We start from the raw sequence: 20,850 nt of genomic DNA on the forward strand, positions 1-20,850 counted from the left end.
TCGCGTTGGTCTTCGTCGGCTGCGCGACGGTTCTGTTCATGCGCTCCGAGGTCGGCCTGCTCGGAGTCGCCCTGGCATTCGGCCTGTCGGTGGTGGCGATGGCCTATTCGATCGGGCCGATTTCAGGCGCGCATCTCAATCCGGCGGTGAGCCTCGGCGTCTTCGTTTCCGGCCGGATGAAATCCAATGACCTTGTCGGCTATGTCGTCGCGCAATGTCTGGGAGCGATCGTCGCGTCGGCCGTGCTCTACGTGATCGTCCAGGGGAAGGGTGGCGGCTATGACGTCGCCGCGAATGGTTTTGCCCAGAACGGCTGGTCGGCGTATTCGGCGACTTCGGCGTTCCTGTTCGAAGCAGTCGCAACATTCCTGTTTGTGCTCGTCATTCTGCGTGCCACAGCCGAAGGCGGCGCGGGCGCTCTGGCAGGCCTGGCGATCGGACTGACGCTGGTCGTGATCCACCTCGCCGGCATTGCTGTGTCAGGATCCTCGGTCAATCCGGCCCGCTCGCTCGGGCCTGCTTTGTTCGCCGGTGGAACCGCGCTGTCGCAGCTCTGGCTCTATATTGTGGCCCCTTGTCTTGGCGCCGCCGCAGCCGGGCTGGCGGAGCGCGCTGGTGTGATCGGAGCCGGCGAAACGGTGTCGCAGCCGGCCTGACCGACTGCCGCCTGCGGCTCCCTTTTGGCTGAAATCCTCCCAAACCCATAGCATGAATGGCATGGGTTCCCTTTTCCGCTCGTCAAACGAACTCGCGCCGGATGCCGTATTGCTCGAGCTTGCGATAGAGTGTTGGCCGCGAGATGCCGAGCCGCTGCGCGACCCGGCTAAGATTGCCATTCTCCACGGCAAGCGCATTTTTCAACGCCTGCCGTTCCGCCTCGGCGAGCGTGCCTTCAGGCACCTCCGGCGAGATGACCGCAGTGTCGCTCGACTTCGCGCTCTGTCCGGATGCGGGGGCCGTGATCTCCGCGGGCAGATCGTGAAGTCCAATATCTCGGCCGCGCGCCAGGACATGCAGACGTCCGACAAGGTTCTTCAGCTCGCGCACATTGCCCGGCCAACGATAGGCGAGCAGCGCGGCAAGCGCTTCGTGCGAGAATTCCAGCGGCTCCTCGCCTGAGGCTGCGGCGATCCTGCGGTTGAAATGCTCGACCAGCAGAAGCACATCCTCGCCGCGCTCACGCAGCGGCGGCACCGTGATCGAGACCGCGCCAATTCGGTAATAGAGATCACTGCGGAAGCGGCCCGCGGCGACTTCCTGCTTGAGATCGCGGTTGGTCGAGGCGACCAGCCGGACGTCCACAGGCCGGCCTCGGCTGTCGCCGATGCGGTTGACCACCCGCTCTTCCAGAACGCGCAGCAGGAATGGCTGGATCTCGAGCGGCATTTCGCCGATTTCGTCGAGGCTTAGCACGCCACCATTGGCAAGCTCGAAAACGCCGGGCTTGCCGTCGCGCGAGGCGCCGGTGAAGGCGCCGCCGACATGGCCGAACAGCTCGCTGCCGAACAATTCCTTTGTGATGGCGCCGCAATTCATCGCAATGAAAGGATCGTTTGCCGTGCGCCGGCTGCCGGCATGGACAAGCCGCGCAAACAGCTCCTTGCCAACGCCGGTCTCCCCTTCGACCAGCAGCGAGGCGACGCTGTTCGAGCGGGCAACGCGACAGGCGACATCGACGGCAGCAAGCAGCGCCTCGCTTTCGCCGACGATCATGGCGGCCGCGTCCTGGAGGTGCTTGTCCGCCTCCCGGTGGGTCACGCTGGAGACTGCAGGCGCCGACGGGAACACGAGCGCCGCGCCGCGCAGGTCGCCGTCGAGCTTGAGCGGCGTGATGTGGCAGGAACGCAGATGGGCCGGCAGCGCCCTGGCGATATCGGCCTCCGAGCCGGACGAAGGAAGGTTCATCAGCCAGCGCCCACGCCCAGCCTCCATCCGACCGTCCGTCATTTCAGTGGCTTCGCCATCGGGCACGTTGTTGCGGAAGATGGCGCGGCCACGATGATCGAGGATCACCAGCCCGTCTTTCCGGCGGTAGCTGGAAGCCGAGGAGATGAAAGCCTCGAGCAGGCGCGTTCGTTGCTCCGCCTGCTGCTCGGCCAATGCCTTTTCGATCTGCCGGGCCGTTGCGGCGACCAGAGCGGTGTTATGCGGCCGGAAGATCGGCGAATAGCCCGACAGGTCGACGACACCGATGATCTTGCCGTCCAGTGGATCGCGGATCGGCGCACCGGCGCAGGTCCAGGACTTGATGCCGGCGCAGAAATGCTCGGCCGCATGGACGAAAGTCGGCTCCCCGGTCCACAGTGCCGTACCTATGCCATTGGTTCCGACAGCGTCCTCGTTCCATTTGCCGCCGATGGCAAGGTGGATATCCATGCCGTTATGCAGTGTCTTCTTGTCGCCGATAGCGTCGATCAACACCCCGTCGCTGTCGGCAAGAACCAGCATAGCGCCTGTTCCCTCCAGCAGCTGGCCGATGGAGGCGAAGGACCGACGCGCCGCCGCGAGCAGTTCGGCATTGGCCCGGGTCAGAAATTCGATCTCGTCGCGATCGCTGTTGAGCGGGGCTTCATGCCCTTGCGCATTGATGCCGCCGGTTGCGCTGCGATACCAGGAGTCGTGAATGAGCGAGCGGACGTGGCTTGGCTTGATTGGATCGCGGGCACATTTGGGTTCGTCGGCCAGAAAATCTTCCCAGGCGCGCATGGTGGCGCGCTCGTCATAATCGATGTTGCCCAGAACCATTTGCCTGCCGGCTGACGGCGCACGCGCCGGAAGAGCATCGATCTTCATCTGACTGGGACCCGGATCACGTTTCATTCAGTCATCACGGAACCTTTGAGACCATCGCTATGTGTTCTCGGCGATCCGGACGTCGCGTCCAATTGGTTAGCCGATGCCGAGCTTGGCGCCGATTTCGGCGGCAAGCTGTTCTTCGGAGTAAGCGCCGGTGAGGCGCATCCCATCCATGTCGGCAAGCTTGGCAGCTACGGTTTCGTCGACCGGCGCGAAGTAGCCATTCTGTTTCGTCGCCAGCACGAAAATCTGTTCCCGGTCGCGATTGCGTACGTCGCCGATGTGATGGAGCTGGCGGCCCGTGTTTTGATCCTTCGAGACCACGCGACCGTTGATGCTGATATGGACAGAGGGCCTGGCTTCCGACGCCGACACCGGGGCACCACCAACGTGGATGACAAGGCCCTCGGCCTTTGGCAACTGGCGTGGCTTTTTGGAAGCTGAATAACCGCCGGCGCTGAGCTGGTCGGCAAGGCGGACGATGGTGGAGCGATTTTTCTCGATCAGTCGTTTGATCTGCACGTCCTCGCGCCGCGGGCCATCCCGCTTGGAGATGATCTCGACCATGAATCCTCCCAGATTCGTTGGCAGTGCTGTTAGGGCAATTCTTCTCCTTTGCAGCGAACCTTACACTGCCACAGTCGGGTTCGCCATTCATATTAGTTAGCGCCGAAATAGGTGTTGTTGGTAGCAGGTGGCTGCTACAAAGGGCTGGTACTCGTACGTCTGAGTAATGCCCGCGTCAGGCTGCCTTGGCTTGCCCGTTACCAGCCATACGACCCGGTCCAAATCCCTGCATAGCCAAACGCACCTGCGACGCTTCCGGGGAATCGAGCTCGGCATGGTCGAGGTCGTCGTGGCCGAGAACGTCCATTATCCGCCTGGTGGTCGGACCGGGGATGGCAATAGGAGCTTTTTTTATCGGTGGCACCGTGCGTCCGCTAGCCAGGTATGTTCCGGAAACCAGGAACACCATCAGCGTCGAATCAAGAATGTCATGGCCGACAAGGGTGCCGGTCAGGCCGCCAATGACATAGACGATGACGGTGACGACGATCATTGACGCACCGAACCGCTCGACTGGATCGGCACTGAGGCGCAGGACCCTTGCTGCGTTCCAGACCGCCACGCCGAAGATTGTCGTGAGAGCCAGAGCTCCAAGCAACCCGGCCTCGACAAGAGCGGTCAAAAAGCCGTTGTGAAAGTGGTTGAAACCTTGGTTCGTCCCAAATCGCTCCTTGAATCCCTCCTGTGTAAGCGTGCGACTGGCGGAAATGCCGTGGCCGAAAAATGGGGCTTCACGAAATGCATCGAGGCCTATGTCCCAGAGTCCAACCCGCAATCCGAGTGGAGTGGAATGATCGCCTCTGGTGGTGAGGGCCTGCCAGTCATCGAAAAGGAAATGAGTGCGATCCACGATGATCGGAAATGTAATTGCCGCCGTTAACAAGCTGGAAGCGCCTGCTACCACCAGCAACCGCCTCATATTCGCTCGAGTGAACCTCCGGCGATTGACCACAAGGATGGCGACAACGGCAACCAATAAGGCCACCCAAACCATACGCGAGCCCGAGTAGACAGTCGCCACGACCCCGGCGAGTGCGGCGACAGAGAGTGGCTTCCAGGCTTTCTCCATTCCCGACAGAGCGCCCGAAAGGCACATCATCACGGCGAGACAGGTGACAGTCGCAAAAACGATCGGATTTCCAGCCCCCCCTTCTGCCCTGAGCATCCCGATCCAGTAATATTGGACCATGGCCAGGACCAACGCACCGCTACAGGCCGCAGCGCTCGCAAGCACAGCAATGCGCGCAAGGCTGGCCTTGTCGATGATGCTCCAGGTCGAATAGGAGATCGGGAAGAACAGCAAGGTGACCAGCGGCAGGAAATACGCGACGTCAGCCCGCAGCGTACCGTTGACGATCGAGGCCAGAACCATAGCCGCGCAGTAGGCATAGATCGCAATGGTCATGGCAAGCATCGGCCGGTCGACATTGAAGCGCCGCCGTTTGGCTGCCAGCAGCAGCACCGACCAGAGTGCGCCGCCATGAAAGACGAAGCTCACCGCCGATCCCAGCACAGGTGGCGAAAAGAAACAGGCGATGGAGAAGTAGATGATGACCTGCGCGGGTGTGAGATGCCGCCGGAGCGATATGAACGGGTTCAATGCCTTGCTTCGCAATCTTCCAGATTGTGCACGGATCGTTCGAAGGTCCCCGCCATCCCTTTTCCCGAGCCGGTATAGCCGCTGGCTCCGGTATCCGATAGTGCAATACCGCCGCGCCCCGCAACCGGCTGTGAGGGCGGGCAGTCCTGACTGAAATTGTCGGCCACGCGCCACCTCAAGCCGCGACAGCCGTTGAAACTCCCTGGTGTGCTTCCCGCCATGATTGGAACATCAATACGTCCCAGAGCGGATACTGGTGGTTGCGCTGTCCAGAAAGGTGTTCGGACCAAGCGCGCCGAATCGCCTCCGGCCGGAAGAAGCCATCTTCGCGCAGCCGGCGCTCGTCGAGCAGCGCCTCGGCCCAATGGCGCAGCGCACCGCGCAGCCAGGTGTCGATCGGTACGCCAAAGCCCATCTTTGGGCGTTCGATGAGCCCGCGAGGGATATGCCTGTACAGGAGTTGCCTGAGTGGCCACTTCGTCTTGTTCTCGGCCCGCAGGATGGAGAGCGGCAACGAGAGCGCGAAGCCTACCAGCCGATGGTCGAGCAGCGGCACGCGGGTCTCGAGGCCGACAGCCATTGCCGCGCGGTCGACTTTCACCAGAATGTCGTCCGGCAGATAGCTCATCATGTCGAGATACATCATCCGCTCGACGCTGCCCGGTAAGGTCGGAAGTGCTTCCAATCCGGTCAGCATCGTGGGTGGCTCGACCGCATCGGGAATGATCTCGGACGGCTCCCAGTGCGAGCAGAGACGACGATAGACGTCGTTCATGGTTCGAAGCGAAAGGACCGACGCCGCCTTGTGGATCTTGTCGCCTACCCGCTCGCGCCGAAGGCGTCGCGGCAAGAGCGGCATGATCCCGTCTGCGACGTTGTCATACAGTTCGGGGGACGGCAGTGTTGCCAGGCTGGCCGACACGCGACGCAGGCCGATCGGGATGCGGGAAAGCTTGTTCCAGAGCGCGTCAGCGAGCGCGTAGCGCGTGTAACCGGAAAACAACTCATCTCCGCCGTCGCCCGACAGCGCAACGGTGACACTGCCACGCGCCAGTCTGGAGACGAGGAAAGTCGGGATTTGCGACGAGTCCGAAAACGGCTCGCAATAGATGCCCGGCAGTTGCGGCACGACGTCGAGGGCGTCCCGGTCGCTCAAATATAGTTCCGTATGGTCTGTGCCGAGATGGCGCGCCACATGTTCGGCATGATCGGCTTCGTTATAGCCGGCTTCGGCGAATCCGATCGTGAACGTTCGCACAGGCCGCGAACTGATCGACTGCATGACCGCCACGATTGCGGAAGAATCTATGCCGCCGGAGAGGAAGGCGCCGAGCGGTACATCGGCTATCATCTGCCCTTCGAGTGCGCGGCGAAGATGGCGCTCGACTTCGTCGACCGCTTCCTGTGGGCTTCCTTGAAAAGGTTCACGGCGACCCTGTTCCGCGACCTCCCTCGCGCTCCAATAGCTCTCTACGCGTGGCTCGCGCACAGGATCGGAAAGAACGAGAAGGTGGCCAGGTCTTAATTTGCGGATGCCCTCATAGATGCTGTACGGCGCGGGAATGTAGTTGTGGCGCATCAATAGCGCCAGCGCATTCCGGTCGATCGCTGGGCGCCAGTCGGGAAGCAGATGAAACGCCTTGGGCTCGGAGGCGAAGGCAAACGCCTTACCAACACGGCCATAATACAGGGGCTTCTCCCCCAGGCGATCGCGCCCGAGAAGAAGGGTTCTCTCTTTCCGGTCCCACAGGCCGAACGCGAACATGCCTGTGGCCAACTCAAGAGCTTGTTTTAGCCCCAGTTCCTCGATCGCAGCCAGAAGGACCTCGGTGTCGGAATGCCCGCGCCAGGCACGATCGCCATGTTCCCGATCGAGAAGCGTGCGCATCTCACCGTGATTGTAGAGTTCGCCGTTGAAGACGATGACGTAACGGCCGCCGTGCGAAGTCATGGGCTGGGCGCCAGCCGATGACAGATCTATGATTGCCAGCCGTCGTTGACTAAGCGCGACACCCGCCTCAGCATCAGTCCAGACGCCGTCGCCGTCCGGCCCTCGGTGCCGGATCATGTCGGCCATGCGACGTACAGTGGAGGCGCCGCTGCTCGTCGCGGCCACGCCACCCACAATGCCGACAATACCGCACATCCGGCGTCGTTGCTCCCATGATGGCCTGTCCCCGAGTCCTGTTCTCTATGCAAAATCAGAGAGAGGAAAATCGGGCGGCTATTAATCCGTTCGCACGAAACACCATTGACCGCAGCCGGTTCCGAAAAGGCCGATTCCTGGAGTGACGTTCAGGCGCTGCTTCGTGCGAAACCCAAGCTTTTCCACGGCCGTCTCCAGCTCGACAGCCGAGGTGGATTGATAGGGGTACCCGCCAAGCCAGTCGTCGACATCCGCCAAGAACTCCATGCCCCGGCGTTGGCGATAGTTCTTTACGAAAGAGATCGCGTCCCGATGCCGCAGCGTTCTTGCCAACATATAGGCGCAGACAAAAAGCGCCCTTACCGGAGGTCGCAGCCACTGATGGGAGGAGTAGAGCCTCTTTTCGACCGTCCACAGCCCGCACAGCGGCGTCTTCAGGTAGATCGCAATTCCCAATCGCCCCCCGCGACCAACGAGATCGGTCGCATTGCGGATCGCTGCCCACATATCGCCCGTATGGTGCAGGACACCCCACGAGTAGACAATGTCGAACGTCCCGGACGGGAGCGACGCTTTATCGAGGATGTCGGCTCGCTCCACACTCCATTCCGCTCCCGACGCAAACCGGGAAAGAACGGCTTTGGTTGTTTCGACGCAGCGGACGTCGTAGTCGAGCGCCCGGACCTTCGCCGCGCCTAGCCGAAGGGCGGCCGCCGAATGCAGGCCCGATCCGCAGCCGATGTCCAGAAATGTCTTCCCGTCCAAATCGCCCACCAGACGGCGAAGATCCTCGCAAGCCCGGTCCAGGTGTTCGTCTTCGAAGCGCGCGGCGAGCTCGGACCAGTTGCGGCCAAAATCATAGCGCGCGTTCATTGGCTTCCCATCCGTCGTCCTTTTCTCAAAGACCAAGGGAATCGGATCATACTCGATAGAATTCCCGATACCATTCCACGAAACGCGGAACCCCGATTTCGACCGGAATCTTCGGCTTGAAGCCGGTCGCCTCTTCAAGTGAGCTGACATCTGCGAAAGTTGCCGGGACGTCACCCGGCTGGAGCGCCATGAGGTTGCGGTTCGCCTTCCGCCCGAGTGCGTCTTCCAGCACCTCGATCAACCGGTTCAGCTGAACGGGCGAATTCCCGCCGATATTATGGATCCTGAAAGGCGCGCTGCTTGTCGCGGGGTCGGGGGCCGAACTTTTCCATTGCGGATTTGCTGTTGCGGGCTGCTGCATCACGCGGTCAATGCCCTCGACAATGTCGTCGATATAGGTGAAATCTCGCTGCATGTTGCCATAGTTGAAGACGTCGATCGGTTCGCCAGCGAGAATGGCCTTGGTGAAGATGAACAGGGCCATGTCTGGCCGTCCCCAGGGACCATAGACAGTGAAGAAGCGCAATCCTGTCGTCGGCAGGCCGAAAAGATGGCTGTAGGTATGCGCCATCAGTTCGTTGGCCTTCTTGCTTGCGGCATAAAGGCTCAGCGGATGGTCCGCTGGATCGTGAACGGAGAACGGCATCCGTGTGCTGCCGCCATAGATCGAACTGGAAGACGCATAGACCAGATGGCCGACTGAGGCACGTCGGCATCCCTCCAGGATGTTAAGGAAGCCGGTGAGATTGCTTTCCGCATAGGCGTGCGGATTGGTAAGCGAATAGCGAACGCCGGCTTGGGCTGCGAGATTGACCACGATCTCCGGAGTGACCGAGAGAAGAAGCGCAGAAATGCGATCTCGGTCGGTGAGGTCGATTTGATCGAAACGAAAATTCGGAAATTCTTTCAAGCGAGCGAGCCGGGCTCGCTTCAGGTTGATGTCGTAATATTCATTCATGGAATCGAGGCCGACAACCTGCCGGCCATCAGCGAGAAGCCTCTGGCAGAGGTGGAATCCTATGAAGCCAGCCGCGCCGGTGATCAGAATCGGCCTGGTCGATGTCAATGTGTACTCCTAGGTTGCAGGCCGAGCTCACAGGCTCCAGTATTTTATCACTCCAGGAACTTCATTCGGCTTGATGGCCGACTTGACGTCGAACAGCGTTCCACCTGGCCTGATCATTTGGAAAATACGGGATTTCTCCCTCGATAGATAATGCTTGTGAGGAACCGCCAGAACAAGCGCCTGCAAATCGTTTATCTCGTCGAGTGGCAGGATTGTTTCACCATATTCGCGTCGAGCGGTTTCGGCATCGGCAAGAGGATCGTGGACCTTGGGGGCAATGCCGAACTGCCTCAGTTCCCTGACCATGTCGAAAACACGGCTGTTGCGCAAATCCGGAACATCCTCCTTGAAGGTCAGTCCGAGAATGCCGACCGAAGCTCCCTTCACGGGCATATCTGAACGGATCAGCTGTTTGACCACTTGTTGAGCAACGAAGGCTCCCATGCCGTCATTGATGCGGCGGCCGGCGAGGATGATCTGCGGATGGTAGCCCTCAGCCTCCGCCTTGGCGGTCAGATAGTACGGGTCGACACTTATGCAGTGGCCACCCACGAAGCCCGGCTTGAACGGAAGAAAGTTCCATTTCGTTGACGCGGCATCAAGGACGTCCTGCGTCCGAATATCAAGCCGCTCGAAGATCATTGCGAGTTCATTCATCAGCGCGATGTTGAGATCGCGCTGCGTATTTTCAATTACTTTCGCGGCCTCGGCCACCTTGATCGACGGGGCGCTGTAGACACCGGCATCGATGATCCGGCTGTAGACGCCCGCCACACGCTCCAGCGCTTCGGTATTCTCGCCAGAGACGACTTTGACGATTCGTCGCAGCGAGTGTTCGCGATCGCCGGGGTTGGCTCGTTCAGGTGAATAGCCCAGCGCGAAGTCGTGAGGATGCCGCAGACCGGAAATCTGCTCGATGATGGGTCCACAAAAATCTTCGGTAACGCCGGGATAGACCGTCGATTCGAAGACGACGACCGCGCCTTTGCTCACCACTTCCCCGACGAGTTCGGATGCCAGCTTCAGAGGAGCAAGATCGGGGGCACGATTGATGTCGATAGGGGTGGGCACGGCAACCACGAAGAAAGTAGCGCCTTTCAACATCTTCCGGTCGGTCGTAAATACGATCGACGATTCCTTGAGCTCCGTGGCGTCAACCTCTCCCGTACGATCGACGCCGTCGCGCAGCTCGTTGATTCGGCGCTCGCTGATATCGAAGGCGATCGTTGCCGGGAAAATCTTTCCAAACGCGACGGCTACTGGAAGGCCGACATAGCCTAGGCCGATTACAGCAATGCGTTCGGTCATCCGTGGATTTCCTCAGGTCGCTTATGACTCGAGGCGCTTGTATGGCAGGCGGTGGGTTAATTCAACGATGCGTCGTTGCGAAGGCGGAAGTCTCCACTCAAAAGAAGAAGTCCGCCGCCGATGCCTGTACCACTCAACAACTCAGACCGACCGATACTGTGGATAACATGCCGCAGGGTTGGGTTTCGGGACCCGAGACCTTACAAGAGGCGGCTGGCCTGCTGCAATCAGCCTAAGATGTTGAACGCATGAACCGTATCGTCGTCATTGTGAGCGAGCCAAAGTCCCTTGCAACCACTCGAGGACATTTTCTCCTTGCGCTGCGTGTGGCCGGATACGAAGTTCATGCCGCGGCGCCGTTCGATGAGATGACCGTGCGATGGCTGACCGGAAACGGCATTCGTTTTCATCATCTGCCGATGGCGCGCGCGGCAGTCGGCCCGATCGGCGATGCGATTTTGGCGCTCCGTCTCTACAGAAAAATACGGGAACTCAGACCTCAGGTCGTGTTGACCTGCGCAATCAAGCCAATCGTTTATGGCATACCCGTAGCGTTGATTGCACGCGTCCCGCGTCGGCACGCGCTTATCACTGGCCTCGGCTATGCGTTCACGGACCGCCATAAATCGCTGCGCTGGAGGGTCATCAACGCCGCGGCTCGACTTCTTTATGCAGCAAGCCTGCGCGGCGCCACGACGGTGACGTTCCAGAACGAGGACGATCGAGATGATTTCCGTCGCCTGGGGCTCCTCGGGCGGACCCCAGCCAGTGTCGTCAACGGTTCAGGGGTCGACCTGGATCGTTTCAGGGTTGCGCCACTGCCGGAGGAGCCGCGATTTCTTATGATCGCCCGCCTGCTTCGCGACAAAGGCCTTGCCGAATACCTGGGTGCCGCGAAGCTGGTGAAGGCGGTCCGGCCGGAGGCTCGCTTCGACCTGGTCGGTGATACGGATCCAAATCCCGCGGGATTTCCGGTCTCGGAGGTTGAGGCAGCCGTCGCGGACGGAACGATCCGCTATCACAGGGGTGTCGAAGATGTCCGTCGGGTGATCGCCGACTCGCGTATTTACGTGCTTCCCTCCTATCGCGAGGGCACATCGCGCTCGGTTCTGGAAGCAATGGCAATGGGTCGTCCGGTGATAACGACGGATGCGCCAGGCTGTCGCGCGCCGATCGTCCCCGGGGTAAACGGCCTGTTGGTGCCGGTCGGTGCCACGACCTCCCTGGCCGAGGCCATGATCCGTCTGATCGACAACCCAGATGAGGCCAGATGCATGGCCAGGAACAGTCGGTCGATTGCCGAACAGCGCTATGATATTCAGAAAGTTACTGCTCATATGATGGAAATCATCGAAGGCGGGCAATGGGCCGCAGGATGACATCTGCAGAAAAGCCAGCGTCGAACCGATATGAATTCGGAGCCTATTGGGCTTCATTCATCGACAAGTCCTACTCCGCTGAACGCCGCCAGGCGGCGGCCGGCAAGCTCCTGTCCTTCCTGGGCAAAGACCGAACGGAGACTAGGCGATATGCGGCTGGCCGTCTTCGATCGTTACGATCTCGTCGCAATTTTCGACCGTCGTGAGGCGATGCGCGATGATGAGGACTGTCAGATCAGCGGGCAAATCACCGATTGCCTCCATGACAGCTGCTTCGGTCTCATTGTCGAGCGCGCTTGTTGCTTCGTCAAAAACGAGCAAACTCGCCTGTTTATAGAATGCCCGCGCTATGCCTATTCGTTGGCGCTGGCCGCCGGACAATCGCACACCGCGTTCGCCGACCCGGGTTTCATAGCCCTTGGGCAAGTTTTCGATGAAGCCCGCCAAAGCTGCCTGCTGCGCTGCGTTGCGAACACGTTCAAGATCGATACCGGCGGGGTCGATGCCAAACGCTATATTCTCGGCGATCGAAGCGTCCGAAAGGAAGATACTCTGGGGGACATGGGCAATCTGCCTCTGCCAGGCACGTCTAGTGCCTCCATCAAGGGGCTTCCCGTCGATCTCGATAACTCCACTTGTCGGCTCGAGTAGGCCCATCACGAGATCGACTGTCGTGCTCTTCCCGCTCCCTGTCTTGCCTACAAATCCGATCTTTGCGCCCTTCACGATGGTGAGATTGAACCGTTCGATAACCGGCGGCTGATCGGGCGCGTAGCAGAACGATAAATCCTTCAGCACAATTGCCTGATTGAATGGCAAGCGGCTCGGCGGAGGTGCCTGTGCTTCTGCTGGGAGTGGCGCTTCGATCGTCTTAAGAACCGCTTCGACGCCGGCGATATTGCCTAGCACGAGCGCCCAGTTTGCATAGATCAATTGCATCAGGGGCACTAGACGCTGCGCGCCAAGGGCAAACGTTCCCAGCATAGGCAGTACCTGCCCGGCGTTGTTTGTCCTTGTGATCAGGAAGTAAGCAAGTGCGGCGATGATCACCATCCCAGTGGCTTCGATCGCGAATCGAGGAGTAGCGGCCGCGAGAGCGTTCCCCGAGTAAGCGCGCTGTAAATGCCTGTCGAGTTCTTCGAAACGGGAAAGGAAATAGGGCTGAGTGTCATTGATGATGACATCGCGAATGCCACCCAAGCCCTCTTGCACGGACCGAATGTCTTCCGCCTGCATTCGCTCTATCGTGCGGGCATTCGTCTTGAGATGTTTGCGAATGAAGAGCGACATGGCGAGATAGGCCACACCCAATCCGGCAAAGATCGCAAATGTGATGAATGAGCTCAACGCGAACATCGCCGCAACGACGAACACGCTGATGATCGCTCCCCCGACCGCTTGGAGGATCGGGAGGAGAACGTTCATGTTGATGATGTGGACTTGGCGGAGTGTCGCCAGCACCGAGCTGGAGCTATTCGATAAGTGATAGCTGTAGGGTTGGTAAAGTGCGCGCTTGTAAACTCTCACGGCGATCTCGTGCCCAAGCGAAAAGACAAAAGCATGAGTCGCTCGCGAGAGCAGGATCCGCACCACCCCAGCGATCACTACCACTACCGAAAATAGCGACAGCAAGGGCAGAAGGCTGTCGCTCGAACTGGCCGAACCGAAACCCTGCAATTGGCGTCCGATCCATGACTGACCTATTGAATCGGGATCGGTGATCTTGGCCAGAAACGGCAAGAGGGCACCGAGCGTCGCGGCCTCAGCGATAGCGCCGAAGAACATTAGAACCAGAAGACCGAAAAACTGGCGGCGCCGGCGCCTCGATAGCTGCGCCCACAAGCGCCGAAGCGCGTCGGTCGTGCTGTCTAGGGTCTGGGTTCCGCTCAATGCCAAGGTATCGCCCGCATTCTCGACGTTCATTGCGCATGGGCGCCACAAGGAAACAAGTCGCATGTGGCGCCAATTGACAATTTCTGATCTCGGATCGTCAAAAGCCATCCACAAGCTGGACCATTCAGGGCAGCTTCGAACGTGCAATTGTGATATCTCTGTACTACTAGCAGCGAGGAAAAGGCGATTCTAAGTAGGAGCCGTCAGTTGGGCGCCGATCGGTTCTGGCAGTCCTTGGGTCTCTGCCTGACTGGGCTAGGGGCGGCGTTTCTGCTCTTTGTCGCTGCTTATCCCCTCGGCCTCGTCCAGGCCTATCCGACACCCCCCGCGGAGGCTATTGAGGGACCGCTTGGGTTTGAGAAGAAGATAGAGGATTTGAACGGCCTTTATCGCGAAGCGAATGAGCCCAAGCAGGTCTATCTTGAGCGCCTGACAAAGGCTGTCGCGGGTGGCGTGGTGCATTACTGGACGGAAGGGGACCGTTGGACGGCCACTGACGCGCGCTATACGAAGATCAGCGTTTTCGACAACTACGTCATCTGGCTGCTCGGTCGGCTTCCTGCATACCACGACAGCTTTCAAAATTACGAGTTTTTGACACCCCGAAAGGCCTTAGATCGCGGTTACGGCTTTTGCTCCCAGGCCTCAAAGATTGTCTATTCAATCCTTACGGAACAAGGCATTCCAGCGACGATATATAGCGCGGAGCAGCACACGATCGTCGAGGTCGATGGTAATGTTCTCGATTCCGATTATGGCGTCCTAGTACCCCATCCTCTGGCTCTTGTAGAAAGGGATCCGTCGATAGTCGATTCCTACTATTCGGACTACGAAGATATGCTGCCTCTTTTGCATGGAGCCTACAGTCAACCTTGGCATCAGCTTGGAACGCCAGAAGGCTTTCAGAGTGCCCGTTCTTACGAGACAATTTTCGACCGGCTGAAGTGGCTTCCGCCAGTCATGCTGCTGCTCATCGGCGTGTTGTTGGCAACTAGCGGGCTGCTTCGGCGCCGACCGTTCGTTTCTGCCCCGAAAATCTTTGCCTTCGGTCGTTCGTCCAATCGTGGAGCTTAGGGAGTGCTTTGCGCTTGCTTGAGGTCTATGCCTATGGCATGCGACGGCTAAATCGGAAGTCGGCGGCGATAGAGTCTCGATGAATTATGCTCCAGCAAAGACATCCGCTGTCGTTCCTTCGACGGCCATCGCCAAGAGCCGCCGTAAGGGCGTACTTTTTGTGATCGGATCGCTAAACCTTGGCGGCACGGAGAGCCAACTCGTACTGCTCGCCAAGGAACTGGCATGCCGAGGATGGAGGGTCGAGGTTTTTGCGCTTACGCCGGTAGGCGACGTACTGGCCGAACCTCTGACCCGAGCCGGCATACCAATTTTCTATGGCCGCCACCGACCGAATTCCCTCGCCGCCGGTTCAAAGACGTCGCCGGGTTTGAAGGAGTTGATGGTCCTCCTGGCCGCGGCCACTTGGGTTTTCAGGCGGGTGGCTTGGACACGACCGGGCGTGGTCCATGCTTTTCTGCCGCTGACAAATTTCCTCGGCGCCCTGGCCGGACGGTTAGCGTTGGCACCGCTTATCGTCACATCTCGACGCGGCCTCGGCAGCCATCAGGAACGCTGGCCTTGGCTAAAATGGATGGATCGGTTCGCTAACCGTTTTTCCGATTTCGTGGTTGCGAACTCTCTCGCTGTCGCGGCAGACACGGCGGCGCGGGACAACTACAGCATCAACCGCATCAAAATTGTCGCAAACGCCCTCGATTTAAGCCGGTTCGACAATATCGGCGATCGTCGCAATGGGACCCGGGCTCGACTTGGTCTCGCCCCAGATGACGTGGGCATCATCATTGTCGCCAATTTGATACCGTATAAAGGTCATGACGATCTAATCGAGGCGATTGCCCTTGCGAGCAAAGTGCACCCGAACATCAAGCTCTTTATGGCCGGGCAGGACCGGGGAATCGGATCGGCTCTGGCGCAGAAGGCTGAAAGCCTCGGCATCGGGCGCAAAGTGCAAGCTCTCGGAGTTCAGAGCGATATCCCTGGTTTACTCGCTGGTATGGATGTTGGCGTGATCGCGTCCCATGAGGAGGGCTTTTGCAATGCCTTGATGGAGAAACTGGCGGCCGGTCTCCCGGTAGTCGTCACAGACGTAGGCGGAAATCCGGAGGCAGTCTCAGGCCTGCCAGGATGTGTTTTGGTACAACCTCATGCTCCCACTGATCTCGCTCGAGGTTTGCTGGAAATAGTAGACCGTCTGCCAGAGCGCAAAACGGACCAGGAGTTTCGCCAACGGACAATGCGCCAGCGCTATTCGATTGAGGCTATGGCCGACGCCTATGAAACCCTCTACCTCACGGGGAAATGAATGAGCGGCGGGGTTGCTGATGTGGATCGCTCACTAGGCCCAGCATCGTCGCTGCAAACGAACCTGGTGAACCTTTCTGCCGGCTTCTGCGCTTTCACAGTCGTTGTATATCAGGCCTGGTTCATGCCTTTCTCCCTGCCCTTGTTCACCGGGCGAGATGGCTATCTCAGGTTGGCCTTGTACGCCCTCTATGGCGTTGTACTCATCGTCTCTTTCGCAGTGGTAGTGACGCGGCGTGACGTGCGCAAAGCTATTTCGCCGCTGGCAATCGGCGCCGTGGTGGCGGTCGTGCCAATCGCTCTGCATCCTCTTGGGATCGTCAACAGGAGCTATTTGACAACTCTTGCTCTTGGTGGCTCTGCACTCACTCTGATGCTTACGTTTGCGCCTCCGATTGTGCTGCGGCTGTCCGCTTCGGTTACGGCCCTCAATGCTATCGTTTGCTTCTTGGATGTGCTCTTCACCCATGGCTTTACCACTACAGTTGGCCGCGCGGCGGGGTTAGCAGTCAACCCGAATGTGGCCGCTGCGGGACTCTTGCTCGGCGGCGCGGCGAGCTATCGCGCCGTACCTAAGGAATGGCGCCCAGGTTTTCTCGTCCTGGTTGGGGGGGCGCTTTCAATCACCTTGTCCCGCTCCACTATTCTTGCCGCCGTCGCCACCGTCTTCCTTCCAAGTGCTGCTGGCATCTGGCAATACTATAGAGCTGGCCGAAGATTGCGGATCGGCACCGCTGCTTGGACGCGGGCTCTCGCCGTGGCTCTTGTGCTGCTATCGGCAACTTTCGTCGCACTGACCACTAACCGCTACTTTCGAGCTGCCATTAGCCAGTCTTTCGCAGGAGTGTTGGCCGTAAACACGGACCTTAGTGTGGCAGGCGAAGCTGTCGACACGTCGCTTGCCCGGCCAGCGGTTCCGATAGGACATCCTCCCCAAACAGATGACGCGAGACCGCTTTCGGTCGAGCCGCCCCAATTGGCGCCATCTAGAAACGTCCCAGCTCTACCCGAGGAAAGCTTGCCAGGAGATGTCGCCACTCCCCCCAAAGCGATTCCGTCTGCAGCAGGCGCGGCCAGGATCCAGGCCCTCAGCGAACGGCTGAGAGGTGAAGGTAAGAAGAATTCTATCTCGGCCCGAGCTCTGTTCTTGGAACGCGGCCTACTTGCATACCAGACAGGCGGTTTCTTTGGTCGTGGGCTGGAAGAGGCTCATGTCTTTGTTCCTCACAACACGTTTGTCCTTTTTGCTATCGCTTTCGGCCATATCGGCTGGCTAGTGCCACTCGGCTTCCTCGTCTCCGCCTTCTGGTTCGTTCGTGACGCTGAAGATCTGCCACTCGGAGTCGCCCTCTTAGGCGTTATGCTGACTTCGCATGATGTCTTACTGACGCCGAGTTTGTTCATACCCGTGGCTATCGGCATAGGCAGCATGCTCGCCGCAAAGACCAATCCCAGCCGAAGCAGGGAAGCATATTCGAGCTTTGCCTTTGGAATAGGCGGAGGCGTCGGGTTATTCGCTGCCGCTTCCATTGTCCTGTTGATTTCGCCGCCGATCGGTGTCGATCTCCGGGCTAATCCGCTCTACTTCATGCTTTTGGGGACCGTCATCGCCTGGGCTGTTGCGACGCTTTATTTGTTTTGTCGCTCTCGTCGAAGCGGCCCCGGCGCGTAGGCGAGTCGCTTGGCGATTATCCGGCCTGCCGAAGGTCGATCGACCGGGACGGTCAGATCATCTCGGAGCATCTCGATGATTTTCGGAACAATAAGCATTGCGCCGAAGATGGAGAGGTGGTGATCGTCGACGTAGAGGCTGTGCCCCGCGCTGTTTGTCATTCGGCATTCCGCGGCGGGGCAGATCGCGTCCAGCGGATCAACGAATTGAAACTGGGAATGGTGCCGCGCGAAGGCCGTGAAGGCCGCTTTGAATGCGCCGTGCTCTACCCGCGAGGACACTGGGCATGGAAGGGAGAAATAGTTCGGCCTGAGAGCACAGATCAGGTTCGTGTTTGGAGCGTGTCCGACCAAGATGACCGGTCCGCGAAACCCGGCGTACAGCTTGGAGATGTCTTCAAGCATTGTCGGAAACAGCTTTGCCAGATCAGGGATATCGACAGGCGCTCCATCAGCCTTCTTTTCGAGAATGTTGCGGTATCCTGGCCAGCGCTGAGCTTGGACGATGGCTGCGATCCCCCCGGCGTTCAACCAACGGGCTGCTTGATCTGTTGCGGCTCGACAATGTTGCGTGACCGCGCCTCTAGGCCGGCTCTGAAGATCCGCTCCGAAATGGCAGCTGCCGGCTTGCGCTAGCAGGAAGTGAAATTCCTTTCCGCCAAGCTCTTCGAGGGCGCGGGTGTAGTGGTCAACGTGCGAGTCTCCGACAATGAGGATCTTCGTTGGGCTTTGAAGATTTCCGAATTCGCAGAAATCCTCACAGCCACGAGAGCCCTTGATCGATTCCAGGGTCGCGCGATCGGCCAGTTCACCTCCCGCGATAGCCGATGGCGACCGCCAAGGCATACCGCCCCACATGGAGTAGCTGACCAGCGAGAAAGCAAGCAGACCTGCCAACGCAAGCCCTGTGGGTCCGACGAAGCCGCGGCCAGCACGATACGGCTGTTCAACGAAGTGAAACATCATGACTGCCAAGGCGAGAGAAAGGAACCCGACGAGAACGGCCTCTCTCGGCAGCAGCGGCCGCAGAAGGCCATATTCACAGAATACGATCAGGGGCCAGTGCACCAGGTAAAGTGAATAGCTGATGCGCCCGATATAGGCTGCAGGGCCATTGCGTAGAACAAGCCCCACACGTCGTGAGCGATCCGCGTACAGCACCATCGCAGCTCCGACCGTAGGCACTAGCACATTGAGGGCGGGTGCGTGTGCCGTGTCATCTAGAAAGAAGACGGCGCCGCCTATGAGCACCAATCCAAGCAAGGCGAGGAACTCGTGGATAGCCAAGGCTCGCGGCTGTGGAAGCCAGACCAATGCCGCGCCACAAGCAAATTCGAAGACACGGAAAGGCGTATTGTAAAAGACGGTCGCTCTGCCGTCCGAAAGCCATTCGGCAGTCCGCGTTCCGGCAAGCAGCCAAAATGAGCCGTCCTGGAATGCGAAGATGAGCCAGAAGCCCAAAACCGTGATCGCCAGGATTGGCCAAACCATCCGACGTCGGAATAGGGCGAGCAAACCTGAAAGCAGGAGCGGCCACACGCAATAGAACTGCCACTCAACACTCAGGGACCAAGTGTGTAGCAGTGGCTTCATACGCGCGGCCAGGTCAAAGTAGCCGGATTCTCGCCAGAAGAGGACGTTCGAAACCCCGAGAGTGGCGGCCAAAAGCGACTCTGCGAAGTTCTCCAAATGCGGTGGAGCGAATAGAAGAGCCGCAGCAATGCACGACAGGGCCAGTGTCGCAAACAGAGCCGGCAGCAGCCGGCGGGCGCGGCGCCGATAGAACTGCGCTAGGCTGAAACGCCCCCGGTCGATATCGGCTGCAACAATTTTCGTGATCAGAAAACCGCTGATTACGAAAAAAACATCGACACCGACGAAGCCACCGGAAAATCCGAAAACCCTCAAATGAAAGCAGAGCACTGCCAAAACAGCGAGCGCTCTAAGGCCATCTATCTCTGTCCGATGACGGTTCAGCCTGTCCCGTGTTGCGAATGACGCGGCCGAGGTGGAACCGGCTTGCTCCTCAACGGGTCGGGCAACGCTGCTTTCCCGCCAAGCCGCGCCAGCCGTAGTTGAAGAAAGGGCTTGGCGGCTTCGCATGCACCTAGTTGCTCTTGCGGGTTGTCGGAGGCCGTGGAACGTTCATGACCGATACCCGAGTCTGTCTGTCATCAGCGGCGAGAGCCTGGTAGAGGCCCATCATCCGAGCGAGTAAGTCGTCGGTCTCCGGCTTCAAGTTTCTGCGCATATGTGATGCGTCGCGGTAAATGAACTCACCATTGATGTAGGTGGCGCACTGCCGGTTCGGGCACATCCCTTTGAGCGGATCGACAAAGAACACCCCATCATGCTCAGTGAGCGACGCCAGCGCGACGACCGTCGGTGACCACACCCTCAGGATCCGGTCGCTATCTATATCGGTCGAGCAACGCCTCAATATCCTTTCGCGCATCGCCGCGCATGAGGTCAAATCCAGGCCGGGCCCCGGCACCTGACCAATGATTCCAATGCGCCGTTCGGGAGCGGTGATTTCTTCAACGAGGCTTCGCAGACCGTCGCGCATCAGCAGGACTTTGTCCGCTTGCCTGCCGTCGTCAGCAACGACATTGGTGTAGGCAAGGCTTGTCCAGGCAGAGGACAGCACCACGAGGTCGACGTCCGTGCGCTGTCTCAGCATGCTGACCACGGCCTTTCGGGACGATGCGCAGCTTTCCCGGTAGTTAGGCTGCTCCGGAAAGTCGCGATGGACACCTTCTCCGAATGCGGCCGGGCAGGCATGATAAAGAAAGAAGGCCGTATTCTCCCTTTGGCCAACCGCATCCAATAGTGGGGCGAGATGCTCCGCATGGCTGTCGCCCCACAGCATGGCATGGCGTGCCGCCTTGTCCCAAGGTGCTCCGAATGCGCAAAACGTGCCGTCCAGTTCGCTTATCTCGACCATCTGCGGACATGGCCAATCCCACATCACCTCGAGGCTGCGCATCGCCTCGACCTCCTTCGGGATCCTGCTGGCGATACCCCCGCCTTGGAAGATTGAATTGCCGCCCAGACCAACGATCAACGCGGTGGTCGCGCCGGCGATGACGGTTCTCAACGGAGGCTGCCGCAGTCGGCGAACGGGTTCTTCGACGAATCGCCAGGACAAATAAGCCGTCACCCAGGCTGCCGC

The 20,850-nt window shown here is 59.3% G+C and carries 15 protein-coding genes; 5 read left to right on the plus strand and 10 right to left on the minus strand.

Going from position 1 to position 20,850, the window contains the following annotated elements:
• The first annotated feature begins 5 nt into the window (after window positions 1-5).
• The gene (locus EN742_RS03365; protein WP_245492250.1) at window positions 6-656 is read left to right on the plus strand and encodes an aquaporin; all 651 of its coding nucleotides are present in this window, start codon (window positions 6-8) and stop codon (window positions 654-656) included.
• A gap of 82 nt (window positions 657-738) precedes the next feature.
• Here the strand turns inward: EN742_RS03365 and EN742_RS03370 are convergent, their stop codons facing one another.
• From EN742_RS03370 to EN742_RS03400, 7 genes are all read right to left on the minus strand, one after another.
• Complete coding sequence (locus EN742_RS03370; protein WP_245492249.1) at window positions 739-2,745, minus strand: sigma-54-dependent Fis family transcriptional regulator; 2,007 nt, start codon at window positions 2,743-2,745, stop codon at window positions 739-741.
• 144 nt (window positions 2,746-2,889) lie between these two features.
• Window positions 2,890-3,363, minus strand: a complete 474-nt coding sequence (locus EN742_RS03375) for a hypothetical protein (RefSeq protein WP_127406359.1) — start codon at window positions 3,361-3,363, stop codon at window positions 2,890-2,892.
• A gap of 175 nt (window positions 3,364-3,538) precedes the next feature.
• The gene (locus EN742_RS03380; protein WP_127406358.1) at window positions 3,539-4,963 is read right to left on the minus strand and encodes an O-antigen ligase; all 1,425 of its coding nucleotides are present in this window, start codon (window positions 4,961-4,963) and stop codon (window positions 3,539-3,541) included.
• 175 nt (window positions 4,964-5,138) lie between these two features.
• Window positions 5,139-7,109, minus strand: a complete 1,971-nt coding sequence (asnB, locus tag EN742_RS03385; protein WP_126058862.1) for an asparagine synthase (glutamine-hydrolyzing) — start codon at window positions 7,107-7,109, stop codon at window positions 5,139-5,141.
• An 81-nt stretch (window positions 7,110-7,190) separates the two neighbouring features.
• Complete coding sequence (locus tag EN742_RS03390; protein WP_127406357.1) at window positions 7,191-7,982, minus strand: class I SAM-dependent methyltransferase; 792 nt, start codon at window positions 7,980-7,982, stop codon at window positions 7,191-7,193.
• A gap of 46 nt (window positions 7,983-8,028) precedes the next feature.
• Window positions 8,029-9,048 carry an NAD-dependent epimerase gene (locus tag EN742_RS03395; RefSeq protein ID WP_126058864.1) on the minus strand — a complete coding sequence of 340 codons (1,020 nt, stop codon included), beginning with the start codon at window positions 9,046-9,048 and terminating at the stop codon, window positions 8,029-8,031.
• A 27-nt stretch (window positions 9,049-9,075) separates the two neighbouring features.
• A complete protein-coding gene (locus EN742_RS03400) occupies window positions 9,076-10,356 on the minus strand; it encodes a nucleotide sugar dehydrogenase (RefSeq protein ID WP_126058865.1) in 1,281 nt (426 codons plus the stop codon).
• A 248-nt stretch (window positions 10,357-10,604) separates the two neighbouring features.
• Here EN742_RS03400 and EN742_RS03405 point away from each other — a divergent pair, with 248 nt between their 5' ends.
• Window positions 10,605-11,735, plus strand: coding sequence for a glycosyltransferase family 4 protein (locus tag EN742_RS03405; RefSeq protein WP_126058866.1), 1,131 nt, complete (start codon window positions 10,605-10,607; stop codon window positions 11,733-11,735).
• Between the two features lie 141 nt (window positions 11,736-11,876).
• On the opposite strand, the gene EN742_RS03410 is transcribed toward EN742_RS03405, so the two are convergent.
• A complete protein-coding gene (locus tag EN742_RS03410; RefSeq protein WP_245482305.1) occupies window positions 11,877-13,658 on the minus strand; it encodes an ABC transporter ATP-binding protein in 1,782 nt (593 codons plus the stop codon).
• 177 nt (window positions 13,659-13,835) lie between these two features.
• Here EN742_RS03410 and EN742_RS03415 point away from each other — a divergent pair, with 177 nt between their 5' ends.
• From EN742_RS03415 to EN742_RS03425, 3 genes are all read left to right on the plus strand, one after another.
• Window positions 13,836-14,702: a hypothetical protein gene (locus EN742_RS03415; protein ID WP_127405658.1), complete on the plus strand. Its 867-nt coding sequence runs from the start codon at window positions 13,836-13,838 to the stop codon at window positions 14,700-14,702.
• A gap of 79 nt (window positions 14,703-14,781) precedes the next feature.
• On the plus strand, window positions 14,782-16,008 hold the full coding sequence (locus EN742_RS03420; protein ID WP_126058868.1) for a glycosyltransferase: 1,227 nt from the start codon (window positions 14,782-14,784) through the stop codon (window positions 16,006-16,008).
• On the plus strand, window positions 16,009-17,679 hold the full coding sequence (locus EN742_RS03425; protein ID WP_126058869.1) for an O-antigen ligase family protein: 1,671 nt from the start codon (window positions 16,009-16,011) through the stop codon (window positions 17,677-17,679).
• Here the strand turns inward: EN742_RS03425 and EN742_RS03430 are convergent.
• Window positions 17,637-19,781, minus strand: a complete 2,145-nt coding sequence (locus EN742_RS03430) for an acyltransferase family protein (RefSeq protein WP_126058870.1) — start codon at window positions 19,779-19,781, stop codon at window positions 17,637-17,639. The genes EN742_RS03425 and EN742_RS03430 overlap by 43 nt on opposite strands.
• 4 nt (window positions 19,782-19,785) lie before the next feature.
• On the minus strand, window positions 19,786-20,850 hold a 1,065-nt coding region (locus EN742_RS03435; RefSeq protein WP_281034934.1), incomplete at its 5' end, for an SGNH hydrolase domain-containing protein.

Source organism: Mesorhizobium sp. M4A.F.Ca.ET.020.02.1.1 (assembly GCF_004022645.1).
Classification (GTDB): domain Bacteria; phylum Pseudomonadota; class Alphaproteobacteria; order Rhizobiales; family Rhizobiaceae; genus Mesorhizobium.